The organism is Cupriavidus sp. 01L45 (assembly GCF_056399885.1).
Genome location: NZ_JBFTSG010000055.1, coordinates 1 through 22,095, shown reverse-complemented (window position 1 = coordinate 22,095; position 22,095 = coordinate 1). Strand labels below are relative to the sequence as shown.

The 22,095-nt window shown below is 65.7% G+C and carries 20 protein-coding genes; 10 read left to right on the top strand and 10 right to left on the bottom strand.

The window, feature by feature from the left end:
• Window positions 1-167: 167 nt before the first annotated feature.
• A complete protein-coding gene (locus tag AC1DT6_RS30620) occupies window positions 168-1,136 on the bottom strand; it encodes a DNA-binding protein (protein ID WP_477115178.1) in 969 nt (322 codons plus the stop codon).
• A gap of 136 nt (window positions 1,137-1,272) precedes the next feature.
• Here AC1DT6_RS30620 and AC1DT6_RS30615 point away from each other — a divergent pair, with 136 nt between their 5' ends.
• From AC1DT6_RS30615 to AC1DT6_RS30600, 4 genes are all read left to right on the top strand, one after another.
• A complete protein-coding gene (locus AC1DT6_RS30615; protein WP_441629593.1) occupies window positions 1,273-2,472 on the top strand; it encodes a site-specific integrase in 1,200 nt (399 codons plus the stop codon).
• 30 nt (window positions 2,473-2,502) lie between these two features.
• Complete coding sequence (locus AC1DT6_RS30610; protein WP_477115177.1) at window positions 2,503-3,087, top strand: hypothetical protein; 585 nt, start codon at window positions 2,503-2,505, stop codon at window positions 3,085-3,087.
• A 238-nt stretch (window positions 3,088-3,325) separates the two neighbouring features.
• Window positions 3,326-4,330 (top strand): GGDEF domain-containing protein, encoded by a 1,005-nt coding sequence (locus AC1DT6_RS30605; RefSeq protein ID WP_441629591.1) that lies wholly within the window; start codon window positions 3,326-3,328, stop codon window positions 4,328-4,330.
• A 156-nt stretch (window positions 4,331-4,486) separates the two neighbouring features.
• Complete coding sequence (locus AC1DT6_RS30600) at window positions 4,487-4,906, top strand: hypothetical protein (RefSeq protein WP_045238726.1); 420 nt, start codon at window positions 4,487-4,489, stop codon at window positions 4,904-4,906.
• 312 nt (window positions 4,907-5,218) lie between these two features.
• Here AC1DT6_RS30600 and AC1DT6_RS30595 read toward each other — a convergent pair whose 3' ends face one another.
• On the bottom strand, window positions 5,219-5,416 hold the full coding sequence (locus tag AC1DT6_RS30595) for a ferritin family protein (protein WP_441629590.1): 198 nt from the start codon (window positions 5,414-5,416) through the stop codon (window positions 5,219-5,221).
• A gap of 449 nt (window positions 5,417-5,865) precedes the next feature.
• Here AC1DT6_RS30595 and cqsA point away from each other — a divergent pair, with 449 nt between their 5' ends.
• Window positions 5,866-7,188 (top strand): alpha-hydroxyketone-type quorum-sensing autoinducer synthase, encoded by a 1,323-nt coding sequence (cqsA, locus tag AC1DT6_RS30590; RefSeq protein WP_477115176.1) that lies wholly within the window; start codon window positions 5,866-5,868, stop codon window positions 7,186-7,188.
• A 23-nt stretch (window positions 7,189-7,211) separates the two neighbouring features.
• On the opposite strand, the gene AC1DT6_RS30585 is transcribed toward cqsA, so the two are convergent.
• The 5 genes from AC1DT6_RS30585 to nthA form a co-directional block, all read right to left on the bottom strand.
• Entirely contained in the window at window positions 7,212-8,561 is a 1,350-nt protein-coding gene (locus AC1DT6_RS30585) for a sensor histidine kinase (RefSeq protein ID WP_441629588.1), read from the bottom strand.
• A gap of 156 nt (window positions 8,562-8,717) precedes the next feature.
• On the bottom strand, window positions 8,718-9,314 hold the full coding sequence (gene ribA / locus AC1DT6_RS30580) for a GTP cyclohydrolase II (protein ID WP_477103958.1): 597 nt from the start codon (window positions 9,312-9,314) through the stop codon (window positions 8,718-8,720).
• 254 nt (window positions 9,315-9,568) lie between these two features.
• A complete protein-coding gene (locus tag AC1DT6_RS30575; protein WP_441629586.1) occupies window positions 9,569-9,958 on the bottom strand; it encodes a nitrile hydratase accessory protein in 390 nt (129 codons plus the stop codon).
• Window positions 9,951-10,622: a nitrile hydratase subunit beta gene (nthB, locus tag AC1DT6_RS30570; protein WP_441629585.1), complete on the bottom strand. Its 672-nt coding sequence runs from the start codon at window positions 10,620-10,622 to the stop codon at window positions 9,951-9,953. Before nthB ends, AC1DT6_RS30575 begins: the two co-directional genes overlap by 8 nt.
• Window positions 10,619-11,311 carry a nitrile hydratase subunit alpha gene (gene nthA / locus AC1DT6_RS30565; protein WP_441629584.1) on the bottom strand — a complete coding sequence of 231 codons (693 nt, stop codon included), beginning with the start codon at window positions 11,309-11,311 and terminating at the stop codon, window positions 10,619-10,621. The genes nthB and nthA overlap by 4 nt, the downstream gene beginning before the upstream one ends.
• Before the next feature lie 516 nt (window positions 11,312-11,827).
• Here nthA and AC1DT6_RS30560 point away from each other — a divergent pair.
• Complete coding sequence (locus AC1DT6_RS30560) at window positions 11,828-13,774, top strand: hybrid sensor histidine kinase/response regulator (protein WP_441629583.1); 1,947 nt, start codon at window positions 11,828-11,830, stop codon at window positions 13,772-13,774.
• Window positions 13,775-14,215: 441 nt separating this feature from the next.
• Here AC1DT6_RS30560 and AC1DT6_RS30555 read toward each other — a convergent pair whose 3' ends face one another.
• Both AC1DT6_RS30555 and AC1DT6_RS30550 read right to left on the bottom strand, forming a co-directional pair.
• The gene (locus AC1DT6_RS30555) at window positions 14,216-15,067 is read right to left on the bottom strand and encodes a histidine kinase (RefSeq protein WP_441629582.1); all 852 of its coding nucleotides are present in this window, start codon (window positions 15,065-15,067) and stop codon (window positions 14,216-14,218) included.
• Window positions 15,068-15,218: 151 nt separating this feature from the next.
• The gene (locus AC1DT6_RS30550; RefSeq protein WP_441629581.1) at window positions 15,219-16,628 is read right to left on the bottom strand and encodes a sigma-54-dependent transcriptional regulator; all 1,410 of its coding nucleotides are present in this window, start codon (window positions 16,626-16,628) and stop codon (window positions 15,219-15,221) included.
• A 332-nt stretch (window positions 16,629-16,960) separates the two neighbouring features.
• Between AC1DT6_RS30550 and AC1DT6_RS30545 the strand changes: the two genes are divergently transcribed.
• The 3 genes from AC1DT6_RS30545 to AC1DT6_RS30535 all read left to right on the top strand — a co-directional run bounded on the left by AC1DT6_RS30545 (window position 16,961) and on the right by AC1DT6_RS30535 (window position 19,245).
• A complete protein-coding gene (locus AC1DT6_RS30545) occupies window positions 16,961-17,986 on the top strand; it encodes a sigma-54 interaction domain-containing protein (protein ID WP_441629580.1) in 1,026 nt (341 codons plus the stop codon).
• A gap of 155 nt (window positions 17,987-18,141) precedes the next feature.
• The gene (locus AC1DT6_RS30540; protein ID WP_441629579.1) at window positions 18,142-18,411 is read left to right on the top strand and encodes a hypothetical protein; all 270 of its coding nucleotides are present in this window, start codon (window positions 18,142-18,144) and stop codon (window positions 18,409-18,411) included.
• Between the two features lie 363 nt (window positions 18,412-18,774).
• Window positions 18,775-19,245, top strand: a complete 471-nt coding sequence (locus AC1DT6_RS30535) for an ion channel (protein ID WP_045238737.1) — start codon at window positions 18,775-18,777, stop codon at window positions 19,243-19,245.
• A 10-nt stretch (window positions 19,246-19,255) separates the two neighbouring features.
• Here the strand turns inward: AC1DT6_RS30535 and cls are convergent, their stop codons facing one another.
• Window positions 19,256-20,689 carry a cardiolipin synthase gene (cls, locus tag AC1DT6_RS30530; protein WP_441629578.1) on the bottom strand — a complete coding sequence of 478 codons (1,434 nt, stop codon included), beginning with the start codon at window positions 20,687-20,689 and terminating at the stop codon, window positions 19,256-19,258.
• A gap of 173 nt (window positions 20,690-20,862) precedes the next feature.
• Between cls and AC1DT6_RS30525 the strand changes: the two genes are divergently transcribed.
• Window positions 20,863-21,882, top strand: coding sequence for an aldo/keto reductase (locus AC1DT6_RS30525; protein WP_428179885.1), 1,020 nt, complete (start codon window positions 20,863-20,865; stop codon window positions 21,880-21,882).
• Window positions 21,883-22,095: the final 213 nt, after the last annotated feature.

Here is a 22,095-nt window from a genome sequence, read left to right as displayed (position 1 = left end):
TGATGGCCGTGCGGAGCTTGCCGCCAACAACCCGCCCCGCGATCCGTGGAAGATGCCAGCTCATGATTCATTTTTTATGTAATAAAATCAAATGCTTGAGGCTGTAAGCTCAAGTATTTTCCCGATTCTTCAGCCACGTCGGATCGCCTGATCGGGCGCATATTCCGCTAAACCTTGAAGCGCGGCCGCCGAACGGGCCTGAGCGGCCTTGCCCGGGCCGGACTCTGCCGGCCGGGCGCGCTAGCGGACCGCACCCCATCCGCCTCCGCCTCGGCGCGGGTCTCCAGCAACTGCCGATATTCCGCCAGCAGCCCATCCTGCTGCCTGACCCGCTCGTCCCTCATGGCCAGCGCATTGCCGAGTTGTGTGATTTCCTCGGCTTGCCGCCCCGCGCTGTCGGCGGCTTCAATCAGCTTCTGTTGCGCGGCCTTCCGCTGGCTCTCCAGCAACCGCTGCCCTTCCCTTGCCGCAACGCGCGCCGCGTCCAGTTCCAGCGCCATGCGCCGTTCATTGGCGCCAGAACGCTCTGCCATGGTTTCGCGTTCCTTGTCCCAGGCGGTGCGCTGGGCTGCGGTGTCGCGCAGCATCGCGTCCTTTTCTTCCTGTAAGCGCGCCAGCGTGGCCCGCAGCGTCTCGTTGTCGGCCTGCTGCGCCAGCAGCCTTGCTTCGGCGTGGGCAGCGCGTTCGCTGGCCTCGTCGCGCGCGCGGCCGAGTTCCGCCAGCGCGTTGTCCGCGGCTTCCAGCCTGGCTTGCAGGATGGCGCGTTCCTGGGCCAACGCTGCCTGCTCCGCTTCGAGTGCTTCCCGTGCTTGCGCCAGGGCGGCTTCCCGCGATGCGTAGCTTGCCGCCACTGCCGCCCTGGCCTCCGCCTGCGCGGCGTCCCACAGATAGCGGGCGGCCTGGTTGACCGGTTCCGGCAGGCCGGCCGGGGCTGCAAAGGCTTGCGGATCCTGCAATCGCGCGCCTAGCCCGGCGAACCATGCATCCAGGTGTGGACTGACGGTATTGGGCGAGCCTCGTCCCAGATGCAGCCGGATGCGTTCGATGGTGGGCCGCTGGCCAGCCAGCAGCAAGGCATCGGCGGCCTGCCAGACGTCTTGCTGGGTGATGGAGCGGGAGCGCGTTGCGGCGGGCATGTTGGCAATTTGCATGGTTGGGCAAGTTTTTCGGCGCCTCTTGGTCGCGCCACTTGGATAAGGCTCGATAAGGAATAGTTATCGCGCCTTATCCGTTCTTGGTGTATAATTTAATACAGCATACATCATATTTATTATGATTACTCGCAAATCGCAGCCGCTTCCGGGCAGTCCCGCCGAAAGCCAGCCCAAACGCCCCGAATCCTCCAGCCTGACGCCCGTTCATGCCGATTTTCCTGCGCCGCTTCACCCGTCCGAACTCGATCCGCTTGGCCGCCAGGCCGCCGAGGCGCTGTACCGCGAGGGAGAATCCGCCAACACCGTGGCCAGTTATCGTTCCGCCCTACGGTATTGGGCGGGCTGGTTCGCTCTGCGCTACGGCCAGCCGATCGCCCTTCCCTTGCTGCCGGCGGTCGTTATCCAGTTCGTGGTAGACCACGCCACCCGGTCCACGCCGCAGGGGCCGGCGAGTGCGTTGCCGCCGGCGATCGATGCCGCGCTGGTGGCGCGCGGGCTCAAGGCGCGCACCGGCCCGCCCGCGCTGGCTACGCTGATGCACCGGCTGGCGGTCATCGCCAAGGCGCACCGGCTGGAGAATGCGGATAACCCTTGCGCGGACCCTGCCGTGCGTGAACTGATGTCGCGCACGCGGCGCGCTTACGCGAAGCGTGGCGAACGCCCGGCGCGCAAGGCGGCGCTCACGCGCGAACCCCTGTCCCGCCTGCTGGCAACCTGCGACGATTCGCTGATCGGCCTGCGCGACCGTGCCCTGCTGCTGTTTGCCTGGTCAAGCGGCGGCCGGCGGCGTTCGGAGGTGGCGGGCGCTACGCTGGCCAACCTCACACGCATCGCACCCGGGGAGTTCGTCTATCAACTGGGCTGGTCGAAGACCAACCAGACCGGCGCGGATCTGCCGGACAACGACAAGCCGGTCATTGGCGCCGCGGGCGCGGCGCTGGAGGCGTGGCTGCAGGCGGCGGCGCTTGGCGAGGGCGCCATCTTCCGGCGTGTTCGCCGGGGGGGCCATGTTGGCGAGGCACTATCGGACGCCGCCGTGCGCAAAATCGTCAGGCAGCGTTGCGAGGCGGCAGGCCTGAGGGGTGACTTCTCGGCGCACTCGCTACGCTCAGGCTTTGTCACCGAGGCGGCTGCACGCCAGGTGCCGCTGGCAGAGACCATGGCCATGACCGGGCATACCAGCGTGGCTACGCTGGTGCGGTATTTCCGGGCGGCCGACGCGCGGCGCTCGATGGCGGCGGACCTGATCGGCGTGCCGGAACCCGGCCAGGAAGCGGGTCAAACCCAGGATGAAGGCGACAAGGACGCGCCGCGCTGAATTGCCGCCGGCCCGCTCCATGCGGAGGCAATGCCGCTGCTGGACAAGCCGGGCCAGCCGCATAAGAATATGGGCCGGATCGCGCACATCGCCAGATCCCTGAATGTCCTCGGCGGACCAAGCGCGTTTGATCACCCGCCGGCCTTTCGATGCGTTCAAGACGGCCGCGGTTTACAGCGGCATCTACGGGGGAATGCCATGCGGCAATGGTTTGTCCTGCTAGCGTTGGGCCTTTTCATGGGTACCGCCCATGCCGGCAAATGCGTAAGCGGCAACAAGACGCTTTATACCGATATAGCCTGCCCGCCGGGCTGRCAAGGCACCGTGCTGGGCGGCAACCTCTCACGCATCAGCCCGGAGCCGGCTACGGAAGCAGCCAACCAGCAGTTCCTGCAAAAGCGCCAGGCGGAGGAAAACGAATATCAGGCACGCATCGCACGCGAGCAGGCTGAGTCGGTGCGGACCGAGCTCAACCAGTGCCATTGGCTGGGCAACCAGATTCGCCAGCTGGACTACGACTACAGCGTCCGGCGCAACGCGCGTCTGCCCGAGCAGGAGGATTACCGCAGGCGCTATCGCGCGCTGCGCGACCAGCAGGCTCGGTTGCGGTGCTGATGCCCGTCTGATGCCCGCCTGAATTTGGATGCGGATCCGGACGAACCCGGCGATTCATTACAATCCGCGCCGAGCATGCCGTTATCCATCCAAGCGGCGTGCGTGCCGGAATGCGGCTTCCAACCTCCGGTACGCCTCTTGTCCCTTGCATCGGGGCCCAGGGCACCGTTCGGATTGCCGTCACCGGCGGAAGGACTCACGCTGTCGCACCTTTTCCCTTGCCAGACGCTGAACCCTTATGAAGTATCCCGCCATACCTGCCGACGAACCGCTTCGCCTGGAAACGCTCCGCTGCCTGAGTATCCTCGACACGGCCCCGGAGGAGCGCTTCGACCGCCTGACTCGCCTGGCCCGGCGCCTCTTCGGCGTTCCCATTGCGCTGGTCAGCCTGGTCGACGCCAACCGGCAGTGGTTCAAATCGTGTGCCGGCTTGTCCGAGACCGAATCGCCGCGGGAAATCTCCTTTTGCGGGCACGCGATCCTCGACGACGGCATCCTGATGGTGCCGGACGCGCTGCTGGACGAACGTTTTCACGATAACCCGATGGTGACCGGCCAACCGGGCATTCGCTTCTATGCGGGTTGCCCGCTGTCGGTCGCCAACGGCAGCAAGCTGGGCACACTGTGCCTGATCGACGTGCAGCCGCGAGAGTTCGGCGAAGAGGACCGCGCCTTGCTGCGCGACCTGGCACGGATGGCCGAACAGGAGCTTGCCGCGCTCCAGCTTGCCAATATGGACGAACTCACGCTGCTGTCCAACCGCCGTGGATTCTGCGCGCTGGCGCAACACGCGCTCAGCGTTTGCAGGCGGCTGGAAAAGTCTGCCACGCTGCTGTTCTTCGACCTGGATGGATTCAAGGCCATCAATGACCGCTTCGGTCACGCGGAGGGCGACCGTGCCCTGTCGGCATTCGCGGCGCAACTGCGCCACGCCCTGCGCGACTCGGACGTGGTTGGCCGGCTGGGCGGCGATGAGTTCGTGGCATTGCTCACCGGCGCCGATGCCACCGTGTGCGGCGCCACGCTGGCACGCCTGGAGGCTGAGATGGCGGCGTTCAACCGGCACGCCGCCCGTGGCTATGCCATCGAGTTCAGCGTGGGGGCCATCCAGTTCGAGCCGGCACGCCACGATGGCATCGCCGCGCTGCTTGCCGAGGCCGATGCCTCCATGTACGAAAACAAGGCTTTCCGGAAGGCAGGCCATCACCCGCAACCCATGGCGGAAGCCGCCCGGTTTCAGTGATTTCGCAAACAATCCATCAGGGATGCCCCCGAGTGTGCAGGGCTGCCGCCAGCCTTGCACACCTGCCTATACTGACTAGCGGGCCGCAAGGCGGCCCCCGCGCTCCAGGCCGTGAAGAACAGGAACGCGAATAGAAATGGGAATAGGAGAAGGGATATGCCACACGAACAGTTCCTCGCCAAGCAGGAAGATCGCCGCAGTGGACTGCGTGCGTTGCGTGCCGCTCTGTTGAAAGTGCACAAGGAAGTGATCGCACTGAATCGCACGGAGTACGAGCGCTTGCATGGCCCGATCCCGGCTGGACTGTTCGTGCAGGTTGTGACCGAGGAGACCTATTTTCGCTGGCTCGATCCGCTGTCACGCCTGATTATCGAGATCGACGAAGAGCTGGATGCGCCCGAGCACCACGATGAAACCTGCCGCGCGGTCGCCGCGGCCACCGAGAAGCTGTTCGGCCCCAACAGCGACCCGGCGTTTCGCGATCGCTACCAGCAAGCCCTGCAGGACGAGTCCGGCGTGATCGTCGCGCACGGGCAACTGATGAAGGTCGTCGCGCAGTTGCGGCAACTGGTCTAGGCACACCCGGCCCGGGCGGCGCGGCGCGCCGGTTATTTGCGAGGCCGGGCCGGGCTCCCATGGTCCACCGAAATCGGGTCGCTCGCGGGAAAGGTTTCCCTGAGCGCTTCGTCCAACTCGTCTTCCACATGGTCGTCCTTGCTGGCGGGCTCAGGTGCAACTTTGGGCGCTGGTGATGCCGGCGGAGCCGGGGCGGCGGGCTTGCTCATCGTCTGGTCCTGGATGGGGTGGACTTTGATCTTAGAAGGCTTTCGGGGGGGATGCCAATCCAGGGTGAGCACCGTGCCGGCCGACCTGGCCGGGCGCCAGGCCTCAGGTCGTGCGATAACGGTTGCGCACGTCGCTGATCAGGTCGCGGTTGCGCGGTGCGCCTTGGTACTGGCGCTCCACCGGTGCGCGGATATCGAAGCTCTGTTCCTGTTCCTGCAGCGCACCCGCGTGCTTTCTCCTGGCCACATCCTCACCCTTGCCGGTTTCCTCCAAGATGGCAAGGTCGTTGCGATCGGCCACGCTGTACCTTGGCCATGCATCGGTCCCCGCCAAGCCCTGCAGTGAAGTGGCTTATTAAGCGCTTTATCTACTGAGTGGCGCCAGCCACGGCAGCACCACTGGCTTCCCGGCGCTGTTCCGCCGGGCGCCGGGACCCGCCCTGGAGAAATATCTTCCGCTGAATCTTTGTCCCTCCCACCCCGCGGATACAGCCGCCTCGGCCCTCGCGTGACCGCAAGCGTGGTTTTGCCACGCCAGTCGTGCGCGAGTGAACGAGGCGAACTCCCCGACACACGGCAGAATAGCTTGTCGGCGCAGCACGAAACTCGAATTTCGAAAGACGTAACAGGCACCTTGCCCGCCCCGGAAATACATTGCAAACAAAGGGCGCGGGCAGCGCCTGCGTTGCCACGACCAGTCTTCGGCCATCCGGCCGACTTTTTTGTCGGAGTACCTCCTAGGGGAATGTAATGATCAATATGGACTCGGGTTGCCTGCAAACTAACCGTACCTCCCACGCTGCCTCGGTGGCCGCCTGGCCTGAATTCGTCACCCAGCGGGTCGCGGGCCACGAGGTCGAGCGGGTACAAAAGCGCTGGGGCGGCAGCCATTTGCTGCACGGCCGGCAACCCGGACCGGATGCCGTCCATTTTTCCAGCAATGACTACCTTTGCCTGCTTGGCGAAGAGAAGCTGGTCAGGGCCCAGACGGCCGCGATGCGCGGGCCGGAGAGCGAACTGCTGATGTCGGCGGTCTTCCAGTACGGCGACAATCCCACCAGCCGGCTCGAGCGCAAGCTGGCGGCATTCAGCGGCGCGGAGGACAGCATCCTGTGCCAGTCAGGCTGGGCGGCCAATGTAGGGCTGCTGCAAAGCATCGCCAATGAACGCACGCCGGTCTATCTCGACATGCTGGCCCATATGTCGCTATGGGAAGGCGTCCACGCGGCACGTGCGCGTGCCGTGCCGTTCATGCACAACGATGCCGAGCACGCCGAGCGCCAGATCCGCAAGGATGGCCCGGGCATCATCGTGGTGGATTCGGTTTACAGCACCAATGGCAGCCTTTGCCCGCTGGCAGATTTCGTGGAGGTGGCCGAGCGCACGGGCAGCRTGATCGTGGTCGACGAATCGCACTCGCTGGGCACCCATGGCCCGGCCGGCGCCGGGCTGGTAGCGCAGCTCGGCCTCTCGCGCCGGGTTCACTTCCAGACCGCCAGCCTGGCCAAGGCCTTCGGCGGCCGTGCCGGGCTGGTCACATGCCCGTCGTCGTTCAAGGGTTATTTCGCCGCGGAATCGCGCCCGGCCATTTTCAGCTCGGGCCTGCTGCAACATGAACTGGCCTGGTTCGACGCCGCCGCGGATTTCATTGCCGAGGCGGATGAACGCCGCACACAGTTGCACGTGGTCTCGACGCAGGTGCGCAATGCCTTGTCCGGGCTGGGCTACAACGTCTCGGCAGGTTCCGAGCAGATCATTGCGCTGGAATCCGGCACCGAGGAGCAAACCCTGGTGCTGCGCAATGCCCTGCAATCGCGCGGCATCTTTGGCGCCGTGTTCTGCGCGCCGGCCACGGCGCGCGACCGCGCCCTGATGCGTCTGACCATGCACGCCTGCCTGACCGCCGTGGAAATCGAGCGGCTGATCCAGGTGTGCGCGGAAATCCGCGATGAGGTGAACCTGGCGGGCTGGCGTTCCTCCCAGCGCAAGCCGCGCGCGGCCGTGGCACGGCCGCCGATGGCCAGGCAGTCCGTGCTGCACGAGACGCTGGAAGCGCTGCACGGCACGGCCTGAGCGCCGGCGAGAGGCCGCGGCCTTCAGCCAGCCGCGCCTTCGCCTTCGCGGCGCGGCGTGGCTGGCGGGAATTCGAGGACGAACTCCGTATATTCGTGCTCGACCGAACTGCAGTGGATACGGCCATCCCAGGCTTCAAGCGTCTCCCTGCAGAACGCCAGACCGATGCCCGTGCCCTCGTTGCGTGGATAGGTATGGAAGCGCTTGAAGATGGACGACAGTTCGCGCTCCGGCACGCCTGTGCCGGTGTCGCGGAAGATCAGGCGGTTGCGCCGGGTGCCTAGCTCCAGGCTCAGCCGGATCTCGCCGTGCCCTGCCCGCGCCAATGCATGCAGGGCATTCTTGAGCAGGTTGAACAGCACCATCACCATCAGCTTCTGGTCGGCGTGGATAGGGAAATCCGTCGTCAGGTCGGCATGCACAAGGTCGCGCTGGCCAGGTTCGAAGGGATAGCGCGCCAGCGCCTCTTCGATCGCCTGGCCCAGCGGGAAATGCTCGCTGGGCCCTTGTTGCGCCTTGACCCGCGCGTTGACCAGCAGCACGTCGATGCCGTGGTTCATGCGGTCGACTTCCATCTGGATGCGTGGCAAGGCATCCTTGAGCAAGCCGAAATGCGCACGCGGCAGGTTCAGCGAGTTCTCCGGCGTCTCATTTTCCTCGTAAAAGCGGATCAGGCCTGGCAGGTAGCGGCCCATGCCTAGCGCGGTCGAGCCGATGCTGCGGATTGGCGTGCGCAGTTCGTGGGCAACGGTGCCTAGCGCAATCGCCATGCCGTCGAGTTTTTCCTGGATCAGGATGCGCTGGTCTATCTTGAGCACGGCGATGGTGCAGATGGTGAAGCCGATGATCGGCAGTTCCATCGGCCAGTTCACCGCCAGCAGCGCCGCGGGGGGAGGGGTGACGTAGTTATAGACCAGCCAGGCCGCCGCCGTACCCAGCACCAGCGAGGTGGCGCCGCCCAGCCAGCCGCTGAAGTTGAACAGGATGATGACGGCAATCACGAGCGACTGGGACCAGACCAGGTTGCCGTGATTCATCAAATACATGTAGACGAAGAAGAACGACAACGCGTATGTCAACGTCAACCAAAAATGCACTGGCAGCCACTTCTTATCCCTCAAGTCGCGGCTTACGATCAGTGGCAGGCACATCACCATCGCCACCAGCCGCAGGGTCAGGCTTTCATACGGCTGGGGGAAGACGAATTTCCAGACCACGTAGAAGGTCGGAAACCCGATGAAGGCGAGCCAGCCCAGCAGACGGATGCGCTTGACCTGCGCCGGCTGGCGGATGTCTAGATGAACTTCCCTGGCAAGCACCCGGCGCAGGCGCATCGCGCTTTCACCGCAACTGCGTTGAATCTGGGCAAGCATGTTGAGAACCGGCTAATGGCTGTGGATGGTGGCGCTGAGACGAAAGTGTAGCCGGATAAATCGGTTAGCTTGCCGATTTTGTGCGCTTTTAGTTGCTCAGGCCCTTCTTCGCAGTCGGCCTGGCACCGGGGCTGGTCCAGCCTCAGCCTGCCGCGATCAGTCCAGCAGGTGCCCCATGCGCTCGCGCTTGGTCTCCAGGTATTTTTGGTTCTCGGCGTTGGACGGCACGATGTGGCGCATCTGTTCCACCACCGTGATGCCGGCGGCTTCCAGGGCCTGCTTCTTCTTGGGATTGTTGCTCATCAGCCGGATCGACTTGACGCCCCACTGATGCAGCAGGTCGGCGGCGAAGGCGTAGTTGCGGCTATCGATTTCCTGGCCCAGCGCCAGATTGGCGTCGACCGTGTCGAGCCCGCCGTCCTGCAGCGCATAGGCGCGGATCTTGTGGCCCAGGCCGATCCCGCGCCCTTCCTGTCCGCGCAGGTAGAGCAGGATGCCGCGCCCTTCTTCGGCGATTTTCTTCATCGCCAGGTCGAGTTGCTCGCCGCAGTCGCAGCGGCACGAGCCGAACACGTCGCCGGTCAGGCATTCGGAATGCAGGCGGGTCAACACGGCTTCGCCGGTGATATCGCCGACGCTCAGCGCCAGGTGTTCGGTGCCCGAAACGGCACCCTTGAAGGCGTGGGCGGTAAATTCGCCAAAGCGGGTCGGCAGGCGGGCGGAGCCGATCAGCTGGATCTCTGTGTCAGTCATGTCAGTCGGAGTTTGGCGCCGGCCTTGGTGGCACGGCATCGGGGCGCTTTGCAGCGTCTAGCCCGCTACGGTAGCACGAGCGGGGCCGGACCGCAGGCGGCGCGTGATTCGGCACTTGATCCGGTGCTCGAAGCAGCCATGCCTGTCCGCCTGGAAGTCCGCCTTGAACCTCCCGGCCGGCAAGCCGGCTCCACGCTGCGCGCCGGGCAGGAAACAAGCATAACGCTGCCGAGGCCAGGCTGCCGCGAGCGGCCTCAGCCAAGCTCGATTGGCTGCCCGTGCGGGGTGCGCCGGGCTGCGGCGATCCAGGCGTCGCGCCGGTCCAGCAGCGCGGCCTGGTCGACCAGGCCCTTGGCGGCGCTGATCTGTTCCAGCGCGGTCAGCCAGAACAGGTAGTAATGCTGGCCGGTGTCCGGGTCCCCGTTGGCCTGGGCATCACGGATGACCTGGGAGAGGCTGGCTGCCCATTCGGTCCAGGTGAAGGCGCCGCGTTCATGCAGCGCCAGCGTCATGGCGAAGGCCTGGGCTTCCCATGGCTCGCGGAAGACCGGGCCGGTGCTGTCGCACGGCAAGGCCGGCAACGCGGCGCGCATGGCTTGCAAGGTGGCCGGCGGCGCCGGCGGGGCGGCAATGGGCTCAGCCATGGGCAGCCTCCGCCGGATCCAGGTAAGGCTCCCAGCAATCCACGCTGACCGAAGCCGCGGTGGTATCGGCGCCCCACAGTTCGCTGGCGGTAAAGCGCACCGTATACAACCATTGCGGCTGGTCCCCGGCGCCGGCCGCGCTGGCATCGGGGAAGACATGGGCGCCATGCACCGCCACGATCTCGCCTTGCCGGCCACGGCAATAGCGCGGCAGCCGGGTATGGCCGGCGGGATGCATCTGACGGGTACGGACCCGCTCTCCAAGGTGGAAGCGCGCCTCCGCCGTGGCCGGCCGGGCACTGGGCGAGCCGCGTGCCAGGGCGGGCGCTACCTGCTCCGCTTCCAGGACGCGCGCCAGGGGGACCGGCGCCGCGCTGGAATGCCCGCTGGCGATCTCCCCGGCGTCGGCCAGGCCCGTCTTGAGCAGCAAGGCCTTGAGCCCTTCAAACCAGATCTCGAAGTAGCTGCTGCCCAGGTACCGCGCCGGCGGGAGGCTTTCGCGGGCCGCGCGCGAGGTATCGATGTTCCACTTGCCGACCGCGCCCATGGCCAGTGTCAGCGCCAGTACCCGGCGCTCCCATTCGGCGTGGAACGGCGGTTCGCCGGGTTCGGGGCGGACCGGGCCGAAGCCCTGCATGCCGCCAAGGTCTTGCGCGCCGTTCATGCCGGTTCCTTTGCCGTTGCCGGCGCCACCATGTCGGGTAGCAGCCCGGTGCCAATCATCGAATCGCGCGTGACCAGCGCGGCCAGCGCTTCCTCGCTCCAGCCATCCGTGCCCGCCGGACGCATGGGCAGCACCAGGTAGCGCAGTTCGGCTGTGGAGTCCCACACCTGTAGCTGCACCGCATCCGGCAGCGTGAAGCCGAAATCGCGCAGCACGCCGCGCGGATCGATCACCGCCCGGGCGCGGTACGGCGCCGACTTGTACCAGACCGGCGGCAGTCCAAGCACGGGCCAGGGATAGCAGGAGCACAAGGTGCACACCACCATATTGTGGGTCGCCGGCGTGTTCTCCAGCACGATCATGTGCTCGCCCTGGCGCCCGCTGAAGCCCAGCGAGGCGATCGCCGCAGTGGCGTCCGCCAGCAGCCAGGCCTTGTAGGCCGGGTCGCTCCAGGCCTTGGCTACCACCCGCGCGCCATTGCGCGGGCCAATCTGCTGCTCGTAGGTCTCGATCAAGATGTCCAGCGCGGCGGGGTCGACGTAACCCTTCTCCACCAGCAGCGATTCCAGCGCGCGCACACGCAGGTCCATCTCGGACAGCGTGCTGCCGCCGTGTTTATGGTCATGGTCATGCGCAGCGGTCGGTCTTTCCTGCGGGGAGTTCGGCGGGTGGGGAGGATCCTGGCGCATCGGCGTTGGGCTCGTTCTGGCTCTGACACTGCGGAACGGCCAGTATGGTCGCGCCTGCTGCACTTGGCAATCCGGCCGCTTATGGCTGCGCGGCGCCGGCCTCACGGGTGGCACGGCACCCTGTGACGCCGTCCCTTGCCGCCGCCTTGCGGGCGTCCCCCTGGTGTCCTGGTGTCTACACGCGGGCACGGCTTTTGCACGATTTTTGCGATCCCGCCCGCCACATGAGCCGTAGCGGACTGGCTTGGTTGCACGGCTCGCCCGCCAACATTGGCCAGCAAAAGGAACGACAGGCATTGCGCTCAGCAAGGGGAAAATCGTGGCGCGAACACTACATGCAGAATCTACCGATGAGAGCCCGGACTTCCTTGTAGTTCTTACAAGCTCTTGCAGGCGAACCTGCCATCATCAATATCACCGGCGCGTCTCCCGTGGATGCGCCGATGATCCCCGCCCATGACCCCGCGCGCACGCGTCCGGCCGTCTCGTTCGATACCCAATATCGCTGAGCTTGCCATGAACATTCTGCCCTCTCCAGAAGCCGCCAGGCGGCCCCTGATCCTCAATGTCGACGACAGCGACGGGCCTCGCTACGTCAAGGGCCGCATCCTGCAACGCGCGGGCTTCTCCGTGCTGGAGGCTGCGAGCGGGCAGGCCGCGCTGTCGCTGATCCGCCAGCACGCCCCGGACCTGGTGCTGCTGGATGTGAATCTGCCCGACATCAACGGGCTGGAAGTGTGCAGGCTGATCAAGAACGATCCCGAAACCGCCAGTACGCTGGTGCTGCAGACCTCCGCCGCGCTAACCGAGTCGCGCCACCGCGTGCAGGCGCTCGATGGTGGCGCCGACAGTTACCTGATCGAGCCGGTGGAAGCGGAGGAATTGGTGTCGAGCATCAAGGCCCTGCTGCGCATGCGCAAGGCCGAGGAAGCTTTCCGCCAGTCCTCGCAAGCCTTGCGCGAGAACGAGGAATTGTTCCGCCAGCTGGCCGAGAACCTTTCCGATGCGCTGTGGATCCTCGATCCGGCGGAGAGCCAGTTCCTGTACATGAGCCCGTCGTTTGCGCGGTTGTGGGGCCGTCCGATGGAGGAACTGAAGCACAACCCGCGCACCTGGCTGGACTGCGTGCAGGCCGAGGACCGCGAGCGCATGGAAGTGGCCTTCGGCGCGATGATGGCGGACGGCCGTATGGATGCCGAGTTCCGGCTGGTGCGGGGCGATGGCGAGGTGCGCGAAGTCCGCGCGCGCGCGTTCCCGGTCTCCAATACGGCGGGCGTCTTCTATCGCGTGGCCGGCATTTGCCAGGACATCACGCCGCAAAAGCGCGCCGAGCGCATGCTGCTGGAAGAAGACCACCGCAAGGACCATTTCCTGGCCATGCTGGCCCACGAACTGCGGAACCCGCTCGCGCCGATGCGCAGCGCGGTCGACCTGCTGATGCGGTGCGCGCCCACGCGCGAGGAGACCTTCAAGGCCCGCGACATCATCGCCCGCCAGCTGCATCACCTGACGCGGCTGGTCGACGACCTGCTCGATATCTCGCGCCTCACCCAGGGCCGCATTGTGCTGCGCAACGATATTGTCGAGTTGCGCACGGCGCTGAGCACCGCTGTGGAAGCCGTGCGGCCGCTGATCGACACGCGTGGCCACTCGCTGCGGCTGAGCGTACCGGAAGGACCGATGCCCGTGCGCGGAGACCTCGTGCGGCTGACCCAGATCTTCAGCAACCTGCTGCACAACGCCGCGCGCTATACGCAGCCGGACGGCCAGCTCGCGCTTGAGGTTACGTGCGACGGCAGCCTGCTTACCATCAAGGTGCGGGACAATGGACCCGGGCTGTCGCCGCAAGCGCTGCAGGCCATCTTCGATCCGGCCACGGCGCATCACGGCGACAAGCGTCCTGCCGCCGCCGGACAGGAAGGCATGGGTATCGGGCTCTCGCTGGTACAAAAGCTTGTCAATCTGCATGGCGGCAATGTCCATGCCGAGAGCGCCGGCCCTGGCCTTGGCTGCGCCTTCGTGGTGGAACTGCCCGCCCAGCCCTGGCAGAGCTGGCGGCCAGAAGTCGGCAAGCTCAGGTCCCGGCCGGGCACGCCGCGCACGGTGATGGTGGTGGACGACAACATCGACGCGCTGGAGGCCATAGCCCTTACGCTCGAAGCCATGGGGCACACGGTGGTGACCGCCATCGACGGTCCCGCCGCCATCGCGCGCGCGGCCAAGACCCGGCCCGACGTCATCTTGCTCGACCTCGGCATACCGGCCATGGACGGCTTCGAGATCGCCCGGCGCCTGCGGGCCATCCCGGAATTGCAGCATGTACGCCTGGTGGCGCTGACCGGCTACAGCCAGCCGGCGGACCGGCAGCGTACAACGCAGGCGGGTTTCGATCGCCACCTGGTCAAGCCGGTGGACCTGGAGGCGCTGTCGCGTATCCTGGATGAACCGGGGGAAGCCGGCTGAGCCCGAGCCTGAGCCAGGCGCTTGCCCCGCCCTTGCCTATCGACCGCGGCCCGGTTTACGCCGCTACCGGCCGTGCTACAGACCCCGGAGAGACCTATGCGGATTCAGTTCCACATCACGCCCGAACCCGATCAGGCGCCACCCGACCCCGACGTTCCACAACCGGCAGTGCCCGATCCCGATCCGCCGGCGCCGGTCAGCGACCCGCCTCCAGGGGATTTGCCAGCGCCCCCGCCGCAGCGCGCCTGAGTGGACGCAGAACACCGGGGCCCCGCCTGTGGCGGCCGTGGCTGCCTCTGCTGGAATCAGCGAATGACGGCCTGCGGGAGCCACCGGTTCGCCACGCAAGGCACAACGGCATGCAAATAAGACGATGCCCGCGCATGCGGGCACCATGCACTTTATGCCGAAGCCGGTAAAAACTGCGGGGTCCCGGCTAGATCAGCCCCGCTCCGCATGGACCGGGAAACTCACTGCGACGCATATGGATCTACCGTCCGTGGAGCACCCCTGTCCTTCCGCCACGATGTGCGCGCCCTGGGTTTCCACGAGCCGCCTTGCCAGCAGCAACGCGGTACCCTGGCGCGGCGCCGATGCGCCGCCTTCGGCGGGGCGCCTGCTGAAGAAGTCGGATAGCACGGCGATGCGCTCGTCCCTGCGGGCGTCGCTGGGAGCCCGGCTCTCGGTGATCCGCAGGCGGATGCGGCCGGCTTCCGGCTTCAGGTGTGCTTCGACGGTATCCGCGCTGCGCGCGTGGCGGATGCAATGCAGCAGCAGATATCGCAACAGCGGTTCGAGGCGGCGCGGGTCGGCATCGATCACAAATGCGTGGTTCGATGAGGTGCCATCCGGGCTGTCCACATCTACCGCCGCGAGGTTCACGGCACGCGCTTGCGCCATGGAGCGTGCCGCGTCCATGGCCGCTTCCAGCGCCGCCAGCAGATCCACGCGTTGCCATTGCGGCGGGCTGTCGTTCGTGAGCAGCGCGACGGCCTCTTCCATGTGTTCGATCAGGCCCAGCTGCTGCAGCATGCCGGTGCGGATACCGGCCAGCGCGCGCTGCGCCGGGGTGGGTGGCATGTCCAGCGAGTGGTCCAGCACATAGGCCCAACTCTGCACCCCGTTGAGCGCGGAGCGCAGGTCATGTGCGATCTGGCCGATCAGCGTGGCGACTTCGGCGCTGCTCTGGACCGGTTCCGGTGGCTCGCATGCATCATGCGTTTCATGCGCGTCGCGGGATGCGGGCTGGCCGGGTGCGCCGGGGTCTTCGGAGGAGTTGGGTTGCTGCGACATCGGTACCTTGTGCGGGCGGTGTGCTCACCCGGTTGCCATGCAATTAGCATACCGCGCGGTGAAACCGCCGCATGCGCGCGGACCAAAGCCGCAATCAGGCGCTTGTCCGGCAGGCTTGACGCGTGCCGGGCCAGGCCACGCACACCGCACGCTAGTTCGGCGCCGTGGTTCCGTTCTGCGCGGCGCCCGCGCCATTGGCTCGCAGCCACTCGGGTAGCTCGCCTTTCGAGGCATATTCTTCCAGGCGGTTATACAAGGTTTTCAGGCTGATGCCGAGGATCTCGGCGGCATGCTTCTTTACGCCGGAGCATTGCTCCAGCGTGGCAAAGATCAACTGGCGATCGGCGTCCGCCAGGGATATGCCCACCGGCACCGACACCATGGCGGTGGCGGCCGGGTTCGCCGCCGCCACCTGCAGCGGCACATGGGCATCGGCAATCAAGTCCCGGTCGGCCATGATGTAGGTCCGCTGCACGAAGTTGCGCAGCTCGCGCACATTGCCCGGCCACGCATGCAGCAACAGGCTGTCCAACAGTTCCGGGGCGAAGCGGCGCTGGGTGCCGTGCTCGCCGTTCATCTGTTCCAGCAGCGTATTGGCGATCTGCACCACATCGTCGCCACGCGCGCGCAGCGGCGGCAATTCGATCGGGAACACATTGAGCCGGTGATAGAGGTCGGCGCGCAGCTTGCCGTCGGCCACGGCTTCTTCCGGATTGCGGTTAGTGGCGGCCACCACGCGCACGTCGGCTTGCAGCTCGCGGTTGGTGCCGACCCGCATGAAGGCGCCGGATTCCAGCACGCGCAGCAGCTTGACCTGCAGTTCGATAGGCATCTCGGTGATTTCATCGAGAAAAAGCGTGCCGCCGTCGGCTCGCTCGAAGTAGCCCTTGTGCTGGCGCTCGGCGCCAGTGAAGCTGCCGCGCTCGTGGCCGAACATCTCGGATTCGATCAGCGCGGGAGAAATGGCGCCGCAGTTGACCGCCAGGAAAGGCTGACGCCGGCGGGCCGATAGCTCGTGGAGCGTCTGCGCGGCGAGTTCCTTGCCGGTGCCGCTCTCTCCCACCAGCAGCACGGTGGCCTCGGTAGGTGCAACCTTGCCAAGCTGGTCATAGACCACCTGCATGGCCTCCGAGCTGCCGAGCAGCCGGCCGAAACGGCCGTAGCGGCGCAACTCGCCGCGCAGCGAGTGGATCTCTGCCTTGAGGTCGCCCGTGGTGGCGATGCGTTTCAGGATGGTGCGCAGCCGTGTCACGTTGATCGGCTTGACCAGGTAGTCGGTTGCACCCCGGCGCAAGGCGTCGACAGCGGATTCCACGCTGGCGTAGCCTGTCATGAGGATCATTTCGACGCCTGCGGTGCCGACCTCGTTGAACAGGTCCATGCCGTTGCCGTCGGGCAGCTTCAGGTCGGCCAGCACGGCATCGGGCATCTGCCAGCCGATTTGCAGGCAGGCCTCGCGCAGATCGCCGGCAGTGGCCGATGTAAAGCCTTCAGTCGCCACGATCTCCGACAGTGCAGCACAGGTATTTTCATCGTCATCGACGATCAGAATGTGAGGCATATATTCCGTATCGGCAGCGTACAACGCCACCGGTGCGCCGCGGGGACCGCGCGCAATCCGGGTGCGTCGTTCCGGCATGTTCCATGCGGGCGACGGCAAACACAACGCGGGCCCTATGTCTGAACATACGGCTAGCATGCGTCTCGGGGCCAAGGGTGAATCCGGGGATACGTCTTATTCTAGGCAGGCTTCACCGGCAGCGGTACCCGTGTCTGTCTGACAACTTCACGCGCGGATCGGACCAAATGCACGAAAGCGTGCCAGCCGATCAAAACAGTGGCTTCAGGTCAACGCAGGCGATAGGATTAGCCTGAACCCTCCCTTGGTTGCCGATGACAAGCTGCGACCCCCCTGCCCCTTCCCCTCGTCCTGCCGCGCCGGCCAGCGGTGCGCCGCGCCGTGGCGCTATCCCGGGCGGGCCCACGGCGTTGCTGTGGCAGAGTTCTTCGCCCGTGATGCGGCAACTCCTGGCGCAGATCGACCGCGTGGCCGCTACCGAGGTCACGATGCTGGCGGTTGGCGAGAGCGGCACCGGCAAGGAACTGGTGGCGCGTGCCGTGCACGAGCGCGGCGCCCGCCGGGCCGGGCCGTTCGTCGCGGTCAATTGCGGCGCGATTCCCGCCACGCTGATCGAGTCGGAATTGTTCGGCCACGAGAAAGGCGGTTTTACCGGCGCCATCCAGCAAAAGGCCGGGTACTTCGAGCAGGCCCGCGGCGGCACGCTGTTCCTCGACGAAGTCACGGAGATGGCGCCCGACATGCAGATCAAGCTGCTGCGGGTGCTGGAGACGCGCACCTTCCACCGCGTGGGCGGCGACGCGCAGATCGTGTGCGACGTGAGGATTCTCGCCGCCACCAACCGCGACCCGGTCGAAGCCGTGCGCGCCGGCCAGTTGCGCGAAGACCTGCTTTACCGGCTCGCCGTGTTTCCCTTGCACATTCCGCCGCTGCGCGAGCGCGGCGAGGACATCGCGCAACTGGCCAGGCACTTCCTTGCGGAATTCAATGCCATGGAGGGGACGGAAAAGACCTTCTCTTCCACCGCCCTGGAACGCCTGCGGCATTACGGCTGGCCCGGCAACGTGCGCGAACTGAAGAACACCATCTACCGTGCCTTTATCCTGGCCGACCGTGTCGTCGATATCGCCAACCCCAATCTCTCTACCCAGCCGCCCCGCCCCGCGACGCTGAACGGTTTCGTCAACGTGCGCATCGGGACGTCGCTGGCCGACGCCCAGCGCGAAATCATCCTCGCCACGCTGGCGCGCTTCGACGGCGACAAGCGGCAGGCAGCCCAATCGCTGGGCATCAGTCTCAAGACGCTGTACAACCGGCTCGACGCGTACCGCGCGGGTTGATTCGCCTGCCTGCCTGTGGCACGGCTGTTGTCTGCACCGTGAGAAGCACTCACCTCGCGTCTGGCGATCCCCCCGGAAGAGGGGCAGCCGCGCGGCACTGGACTGCGCACACTTGTTCGCAATGTCCGGCATGGTCTCGACGATAGAATCAGCCTATGAAGGAAAAACAAGAAACCTGTCCTCTTTGCGGCACTGAGGCCAAAGCCCAGCCCCGTCGCGGCAGCTACGGGCAGTGGGTGCGGTTCGAGTGCCATAACCCGGAGTGCGGCCCCGCCGAAATCAGCACCGGTGCCCGCCGCATGCTGCGCGAGCCCACCCGCAAGGCCGAGCTCCGCGCTCTCGCCCGCTCCAGCCGCGAGCACGGCAAGTTGCCACGCCTGGGTTACGACGGCCCGCGCGGCGAGATCTACGTAGAGTTTGATTGAGCCGGCCTGCCCAGGCTGCTTTGATTCTGCTGGTGCGCCGTCCGGCGTGCCGGGCCAGGCTTTCGATGTCTGGGACGTCCACTTCATCCTGGAGGGCAAGGTTCCAGGTGCACGGCAGTTCGCACTCTCGTCTCTATGATGCCGAATACGGTACTTTTCACCGGATCTACCGGGCTGCAGCCGAGGAACCGTGGCAAAAATTTCCCTTGCCCGGTCCCATGGTGGCCTGGTCGCGCCGCCGCTTTCCGTTTGGCCGCGCATCGTCCGCGGGCTGGCTTTCCTTGTGATCCCCCATTACATTCCAAACAGTTTGTGAGCGTGCCGCGACCGACGGCAACGTTCCCGGCCTGACGAGGGAAGCCTATGGGAATCACCACCGACGACCTGCTGGCCCTGGCTTGCGCCAGCGTCCTGACAGTGACCGTCGTCGCCATGCATTACGAGGCCCTGCGCTTGTTGTCGGGGATGAATCCCCGCCGCTGGACCGGGCGCGTCAATGTGGGCGTGCTGATCGTATGCATCATCGTTGCCCATATCCTGGAGGCCCTGGTGTTCGCGGTAGGGTACTGGTTGTCGGGCTCTGCGCTCGGACTGGGCGGGCTGTCCGGCCCGGGCCCGATCGCGCCCATCGTGTACTTTTATTTCTCGCTGGAAACCTTCACCACGCAGAGCCTCGGAGACATCTCGCCGGTCGGGGCCACGCGCCTGATCGCCAGTATCGAGCCGCTGGTGGGCCTGATCCTGATCGGCTGGTCGACCTCATTCACGTACATCATCATGCGGCGAGACTGGCAGACTGGCACCTCGAAACAGGCCGCACAGGCCGAGGTATAGCCGCCGGACACTAGAGAATCGGCGCGAACAGGGATGCCACATGCATCGCCACCCTGCGCAGCCTGGGCCCGCCGATGTACTCGTTGCGGTCGATCCGCCGCGCCAGCGCGAAATCCTGTTCCAGCATTTGCGCCACGCTGGCGGCGAAACCGCGGTCTGCGGTCATCACCATCAACTCGAAATTCAGCCGGAACGAGCGATTGTCGAGATTGGCGCTGCCCACCGCCGCGGCCTCGTCGTCGATCAGGATGACCTTCTGGTGCAGGAAACCCGGCTGGTAGCGATAGATCTTGACGCCGGCGCAGATGGCCTGGTAGGCGTACAGCGTCGAGGCGGCGAAGACCACCAGATGGTCGCGCCGCGCCGGCAACAGGATGCGGACATCCACCCCGCGCAGCACCGCCAGCCGCAGTACGGCGAATACCGCCTCGTCCGGCACGAAGTACGGGCTGGTGATCCACACCCGCCAGCGCGCCGCCTGGATCGCCTCGACGAAGAACAGGGAGCAAGTTTCCTGCGCGTCGGCCGGGCCTGACGGAACCACCTGGCAGGTCATGGCGCCGGCGGCGGCGGCCGGCGGCGGCAGCAGCACCGGAACTTCGCGCGCGGCCCAGTACCAGTCCTCGGCAAACACCATCTGGATATCGAGCACGGCGCTGCCGCGGATCTCGATATGGGTATCGCGCCACGGCGCCAGCGGCGGTTGCAGGCCCATGTACTCGTCGCCGACGTTATGCCCGCCGGTAAACGCGCATTCGCCGTCCACCACCACGACTTTGCGATGGTTGCGGAAGTTCAGCTGGAAACGATTGACGAAGCCCTTGCGCGTGGCAAAGGCGCGCGCCTCGACCCCCGCCGCCAGCAGGCGCTTGACATAGCTGCCCGGCAGCGCATGCGAGCCGATGCTGTCGTAAAGGAAATACACCTTGACACCCGCGGCGGCCCGCTCGCACAGCAAGCGCTGCAACGCCTGGCCCAGGTCATCGTCATGGACGATAAAAAACTGCACGATGACTACCTTCTTCGCGGCGGCAATGGCAGCGAAGATCGCRGCGAAGGTTGCCTCGCCGTTGACCAGCAGCCGCACGGCGTTGTTGGCCAGGCATGGCATGCCGGTCAGCCGGGGCAAGGCGCGCAGGCAAGCCTGGGACGGCGAATGCACCACGCAGGCATCGCGCGCCTCGCGCTCGCCGGCATCCATGTCGTGCGTCACCTCGCGCAGCCGGTCGTTGTTGAAGCGGCGCGCATTGACGTAGCCGGCAAAGTTGCTGCTGCCCAGGATCAGGTACGGAATCAGGGTGAAGTACGGCATCATCACCAGCGAGCCCGCCCACGCAATGGCGCCGGGGGCGGTGCGCACCGTCATCACCGCATGCAGGGCGGCGATGACGCCGAGGATATGAAACACCAGCACGATCGCCGCGATTAGGGATGGGCTGAGCATGGTCGTCGGATTTAGATTTCGCCCGGCGGCGCCGGATCACGATGGCTAGCATTCTGGCATAGGCACGGCCCGAGGGCATTGCCTGCTGGTGCGGCAGGCAGGATTTCTTCGCAAGGGGTAAGCTCTCAGGCTTTCGCACCCGGCCTCCCCTCGCCGCATCAAGGAAGAATGCAATGTCAGAGTTCAAGATGGAATACCGGCGCCTGGGCGCCAGCAACCTGAAGGTATCGGCGCTGTGCCTGGGCACCATGATGTTCGCCGACCAGACCGACGAAGCCGAGGCTGGCCGCATCGTGGACAGCGCCCGCGCGCACGGCGTCAACTTCATCGACACCGCGGATGTCTACAGCAAGGGGGGCTCCGAGCGCATGGTGGGCAAGCTGCTGGCCGCCGACCGCCATGACTGGATCCTGGCCAGCAAGCTCGGCAACCCGATGCAGGCCGCGCCCAATCATTCGCATTACTCGCGCGTGTGGATCCTGCGCGAGGCGGAGGAAAGCCTGCGCCGCCTGGGGACCGATTACCTCGACATCCTCTACCTCCATCGCGACTACGCGGGTGAAAACCTCGAGGAACCCGTGCGCGCGATGGGAGATCTGGTTCGCGCGGGGAAGATCCGGTACTGGGCGGTGTCGAACTTCCGCGGCTGGCGTATCGCCGAGATCGCGCGGCTGTGCGACCAGTTGGGCGTGCCGCGTCCGGTTGTCTGCCAGCCCTATTACAACCTGCTCAATCGCATGCCCGAGGTGGAAATCCTGCCGGCCTGCCAGCATTTCGGACTCGGCGTGGTGCCTTACAGCCCGATTGCGCGTGGCGTGCTGACCGGCAAGTACCTGCCGGGCCAGCAACCGCCGCAGGATTCGCGCGCGGGCCGCGCCGATCGCCGCATGATGGAGACTGAATTCCGCGAGGAATCGCTGGTGATCGCGCAGACACTGAAGACGCACGCCGAGGCGCGCGGACTGAAGCTGGGGCAGTTCGCTACGGCGTGGGTGCTGGCTAATCCTATTGTCAGTTCGGTGATTGCGGGGCCGAGGACGCTGGCGCAGTTCGAGGATTATTTTGGGGCGGTGGGGGTGGGGGTTTCGGGGGAGGAGGAGGTGTTGGTGGATGGGTTGGTCAGGCCGGGGCATGCTTCTACGCATGGGTATAACGATCCGAATTATCCGTTGGTTGGGCGGCCGGTTAGGTAGGTGGGTTTAACTTTGGGTTTAATGTTGGCTGCTTGACGTCAAGGGCCTTGGCGTCCAAGTCCAAATCAAGGTCTTCAAAGTCAAAGTCAAAGTCAAAGGCAGTTTCACCTCCCCTGCGGGGAGGCGACCTACTTTCTTGTCTTGCCAAGAAAGTAGGCAAAGAAGGCGCGCCGGATGGGGCGACACCCCCTCGGGATCCGGCGAAAAGAGCGG

Excerpts from the sequence above, each read along its gene's own strand:
- AC1DT6_RS30540 (WP_441629579.1), top strand. The coding sequence starts at position 18,142 with ATGAAGGAAAAACAAGAAACCTGTCCTCTTTGCGGCACTGAGGCCAAA.
- AC1DT6_RS30545 (WP_441629580.1), top strand. The coding sequence starts at position 16,961 with ATGACAAGCTGCGACCCCCCTGCCCCTTCCCCTCGTCCTGCCGCGCCG.
- AC1DT6_RS30620 (WP_477115178.1), bottom strand. The coding sequence starts at position 1,136 with ATGCCCGCCGCAACGCGCTCCCGCTCCATCACCCAGCAAGACGTCTGG.
- AC1DT6_RS30550 (WP_441629581.1), bottom strand. The coding sequence starts at position 16,628 with ATGCCTCACATTCTGATCGTCGATGACGATGAAAATACCTGTGCTGCA.
- AC1DT6_RS30535 (WP_045238737.1), top strand. The coding sequence starts at position 18,775 with ATGGGAATCACCACCGACGACCTGCTGGCCCTGGCTTGCGCCAGCGTC.
- nthA (WP_441629584.1), bottom strand. The coding sequence starts at position 11,311 with ATGCGCCAGGATCCTCCCCACCCGCCGAACTCCCCGCAGGAAAGACCG.
- AC1DT6_RS30555 (WP_441629582.1), bottom strand. The coding sequence starts at position 15,067 with ATGTCGCAGCAACCCAACTCCTCCGAAGACCCCGGCGCACCCGGCCAG.
- AC1DT6_RS30615 (WP_441629593.1), top strand. The coding sequence starts at position 1,273 with ATGATTACTCGCAAATCGCAGCCGCTTCCGGGCAGTCCCGCCGAAAGC.
- nthB (WP_441629585.1), bottom strand. The coding sequence starts at position 10,622 with ATGAACGGCGCGCAAGACCTTGGCGGCATGCAGGGCTTCGGCCCGGTC.
- AC1DT6_RS30605 (WP_441629591.1), top strand. The coding sequence starts at position 3,326 with ATGAAGTATCCCGCCATACCTGCCGACGAACCGCTTCGCCTGGAAACG.
- AC1DT6_RS30560 (WP_441629583.1), top strand. The coding sequence starts at position 11,828 with ATGAACATTCTGCCCTCTCCAGAAGCCGCCAGGCGGCCCCTGATCCTC.
- AC1DT6_RS30525 (WP_428179885.1), top strand. The coding sequence starts at position 20,863 with ATGTCAGAGTTCAAGATGGAATACCGGCGCCTGGGCGCCAGCAACCTG.
- ribA (WP_477103958.1), bottom strand. The coding sequence starts at position 9,314 with ATGACTGACACAGAGATCCAGCTGATCGGCTCCGCCCGCCTGCCGACC.
- AC1DT6_RS30585 (WP_441629588.1), bottom strand. The coding sequence starts at position 8,561 with ATGCTTGCCCAGATTCAACGCAGTTGCGGTGAAAGCGCGATGCGCCTG.
- AC1DT6_RS30600 (WP_045238726.1), top strand. The coding sequence starts at position 4,487 with ATGCCACACGAACAGTTCCTCGCCAAGCAGGAAGATCGCCGCAGTGGA.
- AC1DT6_RS30575 (WP_441629586.1), bottom strand. The coding sequence starts at position 9,958 with ATGGCTGAGCCCATTGCCGCCCCGCCGGCGCCGCCGGCCACCTTGCAA.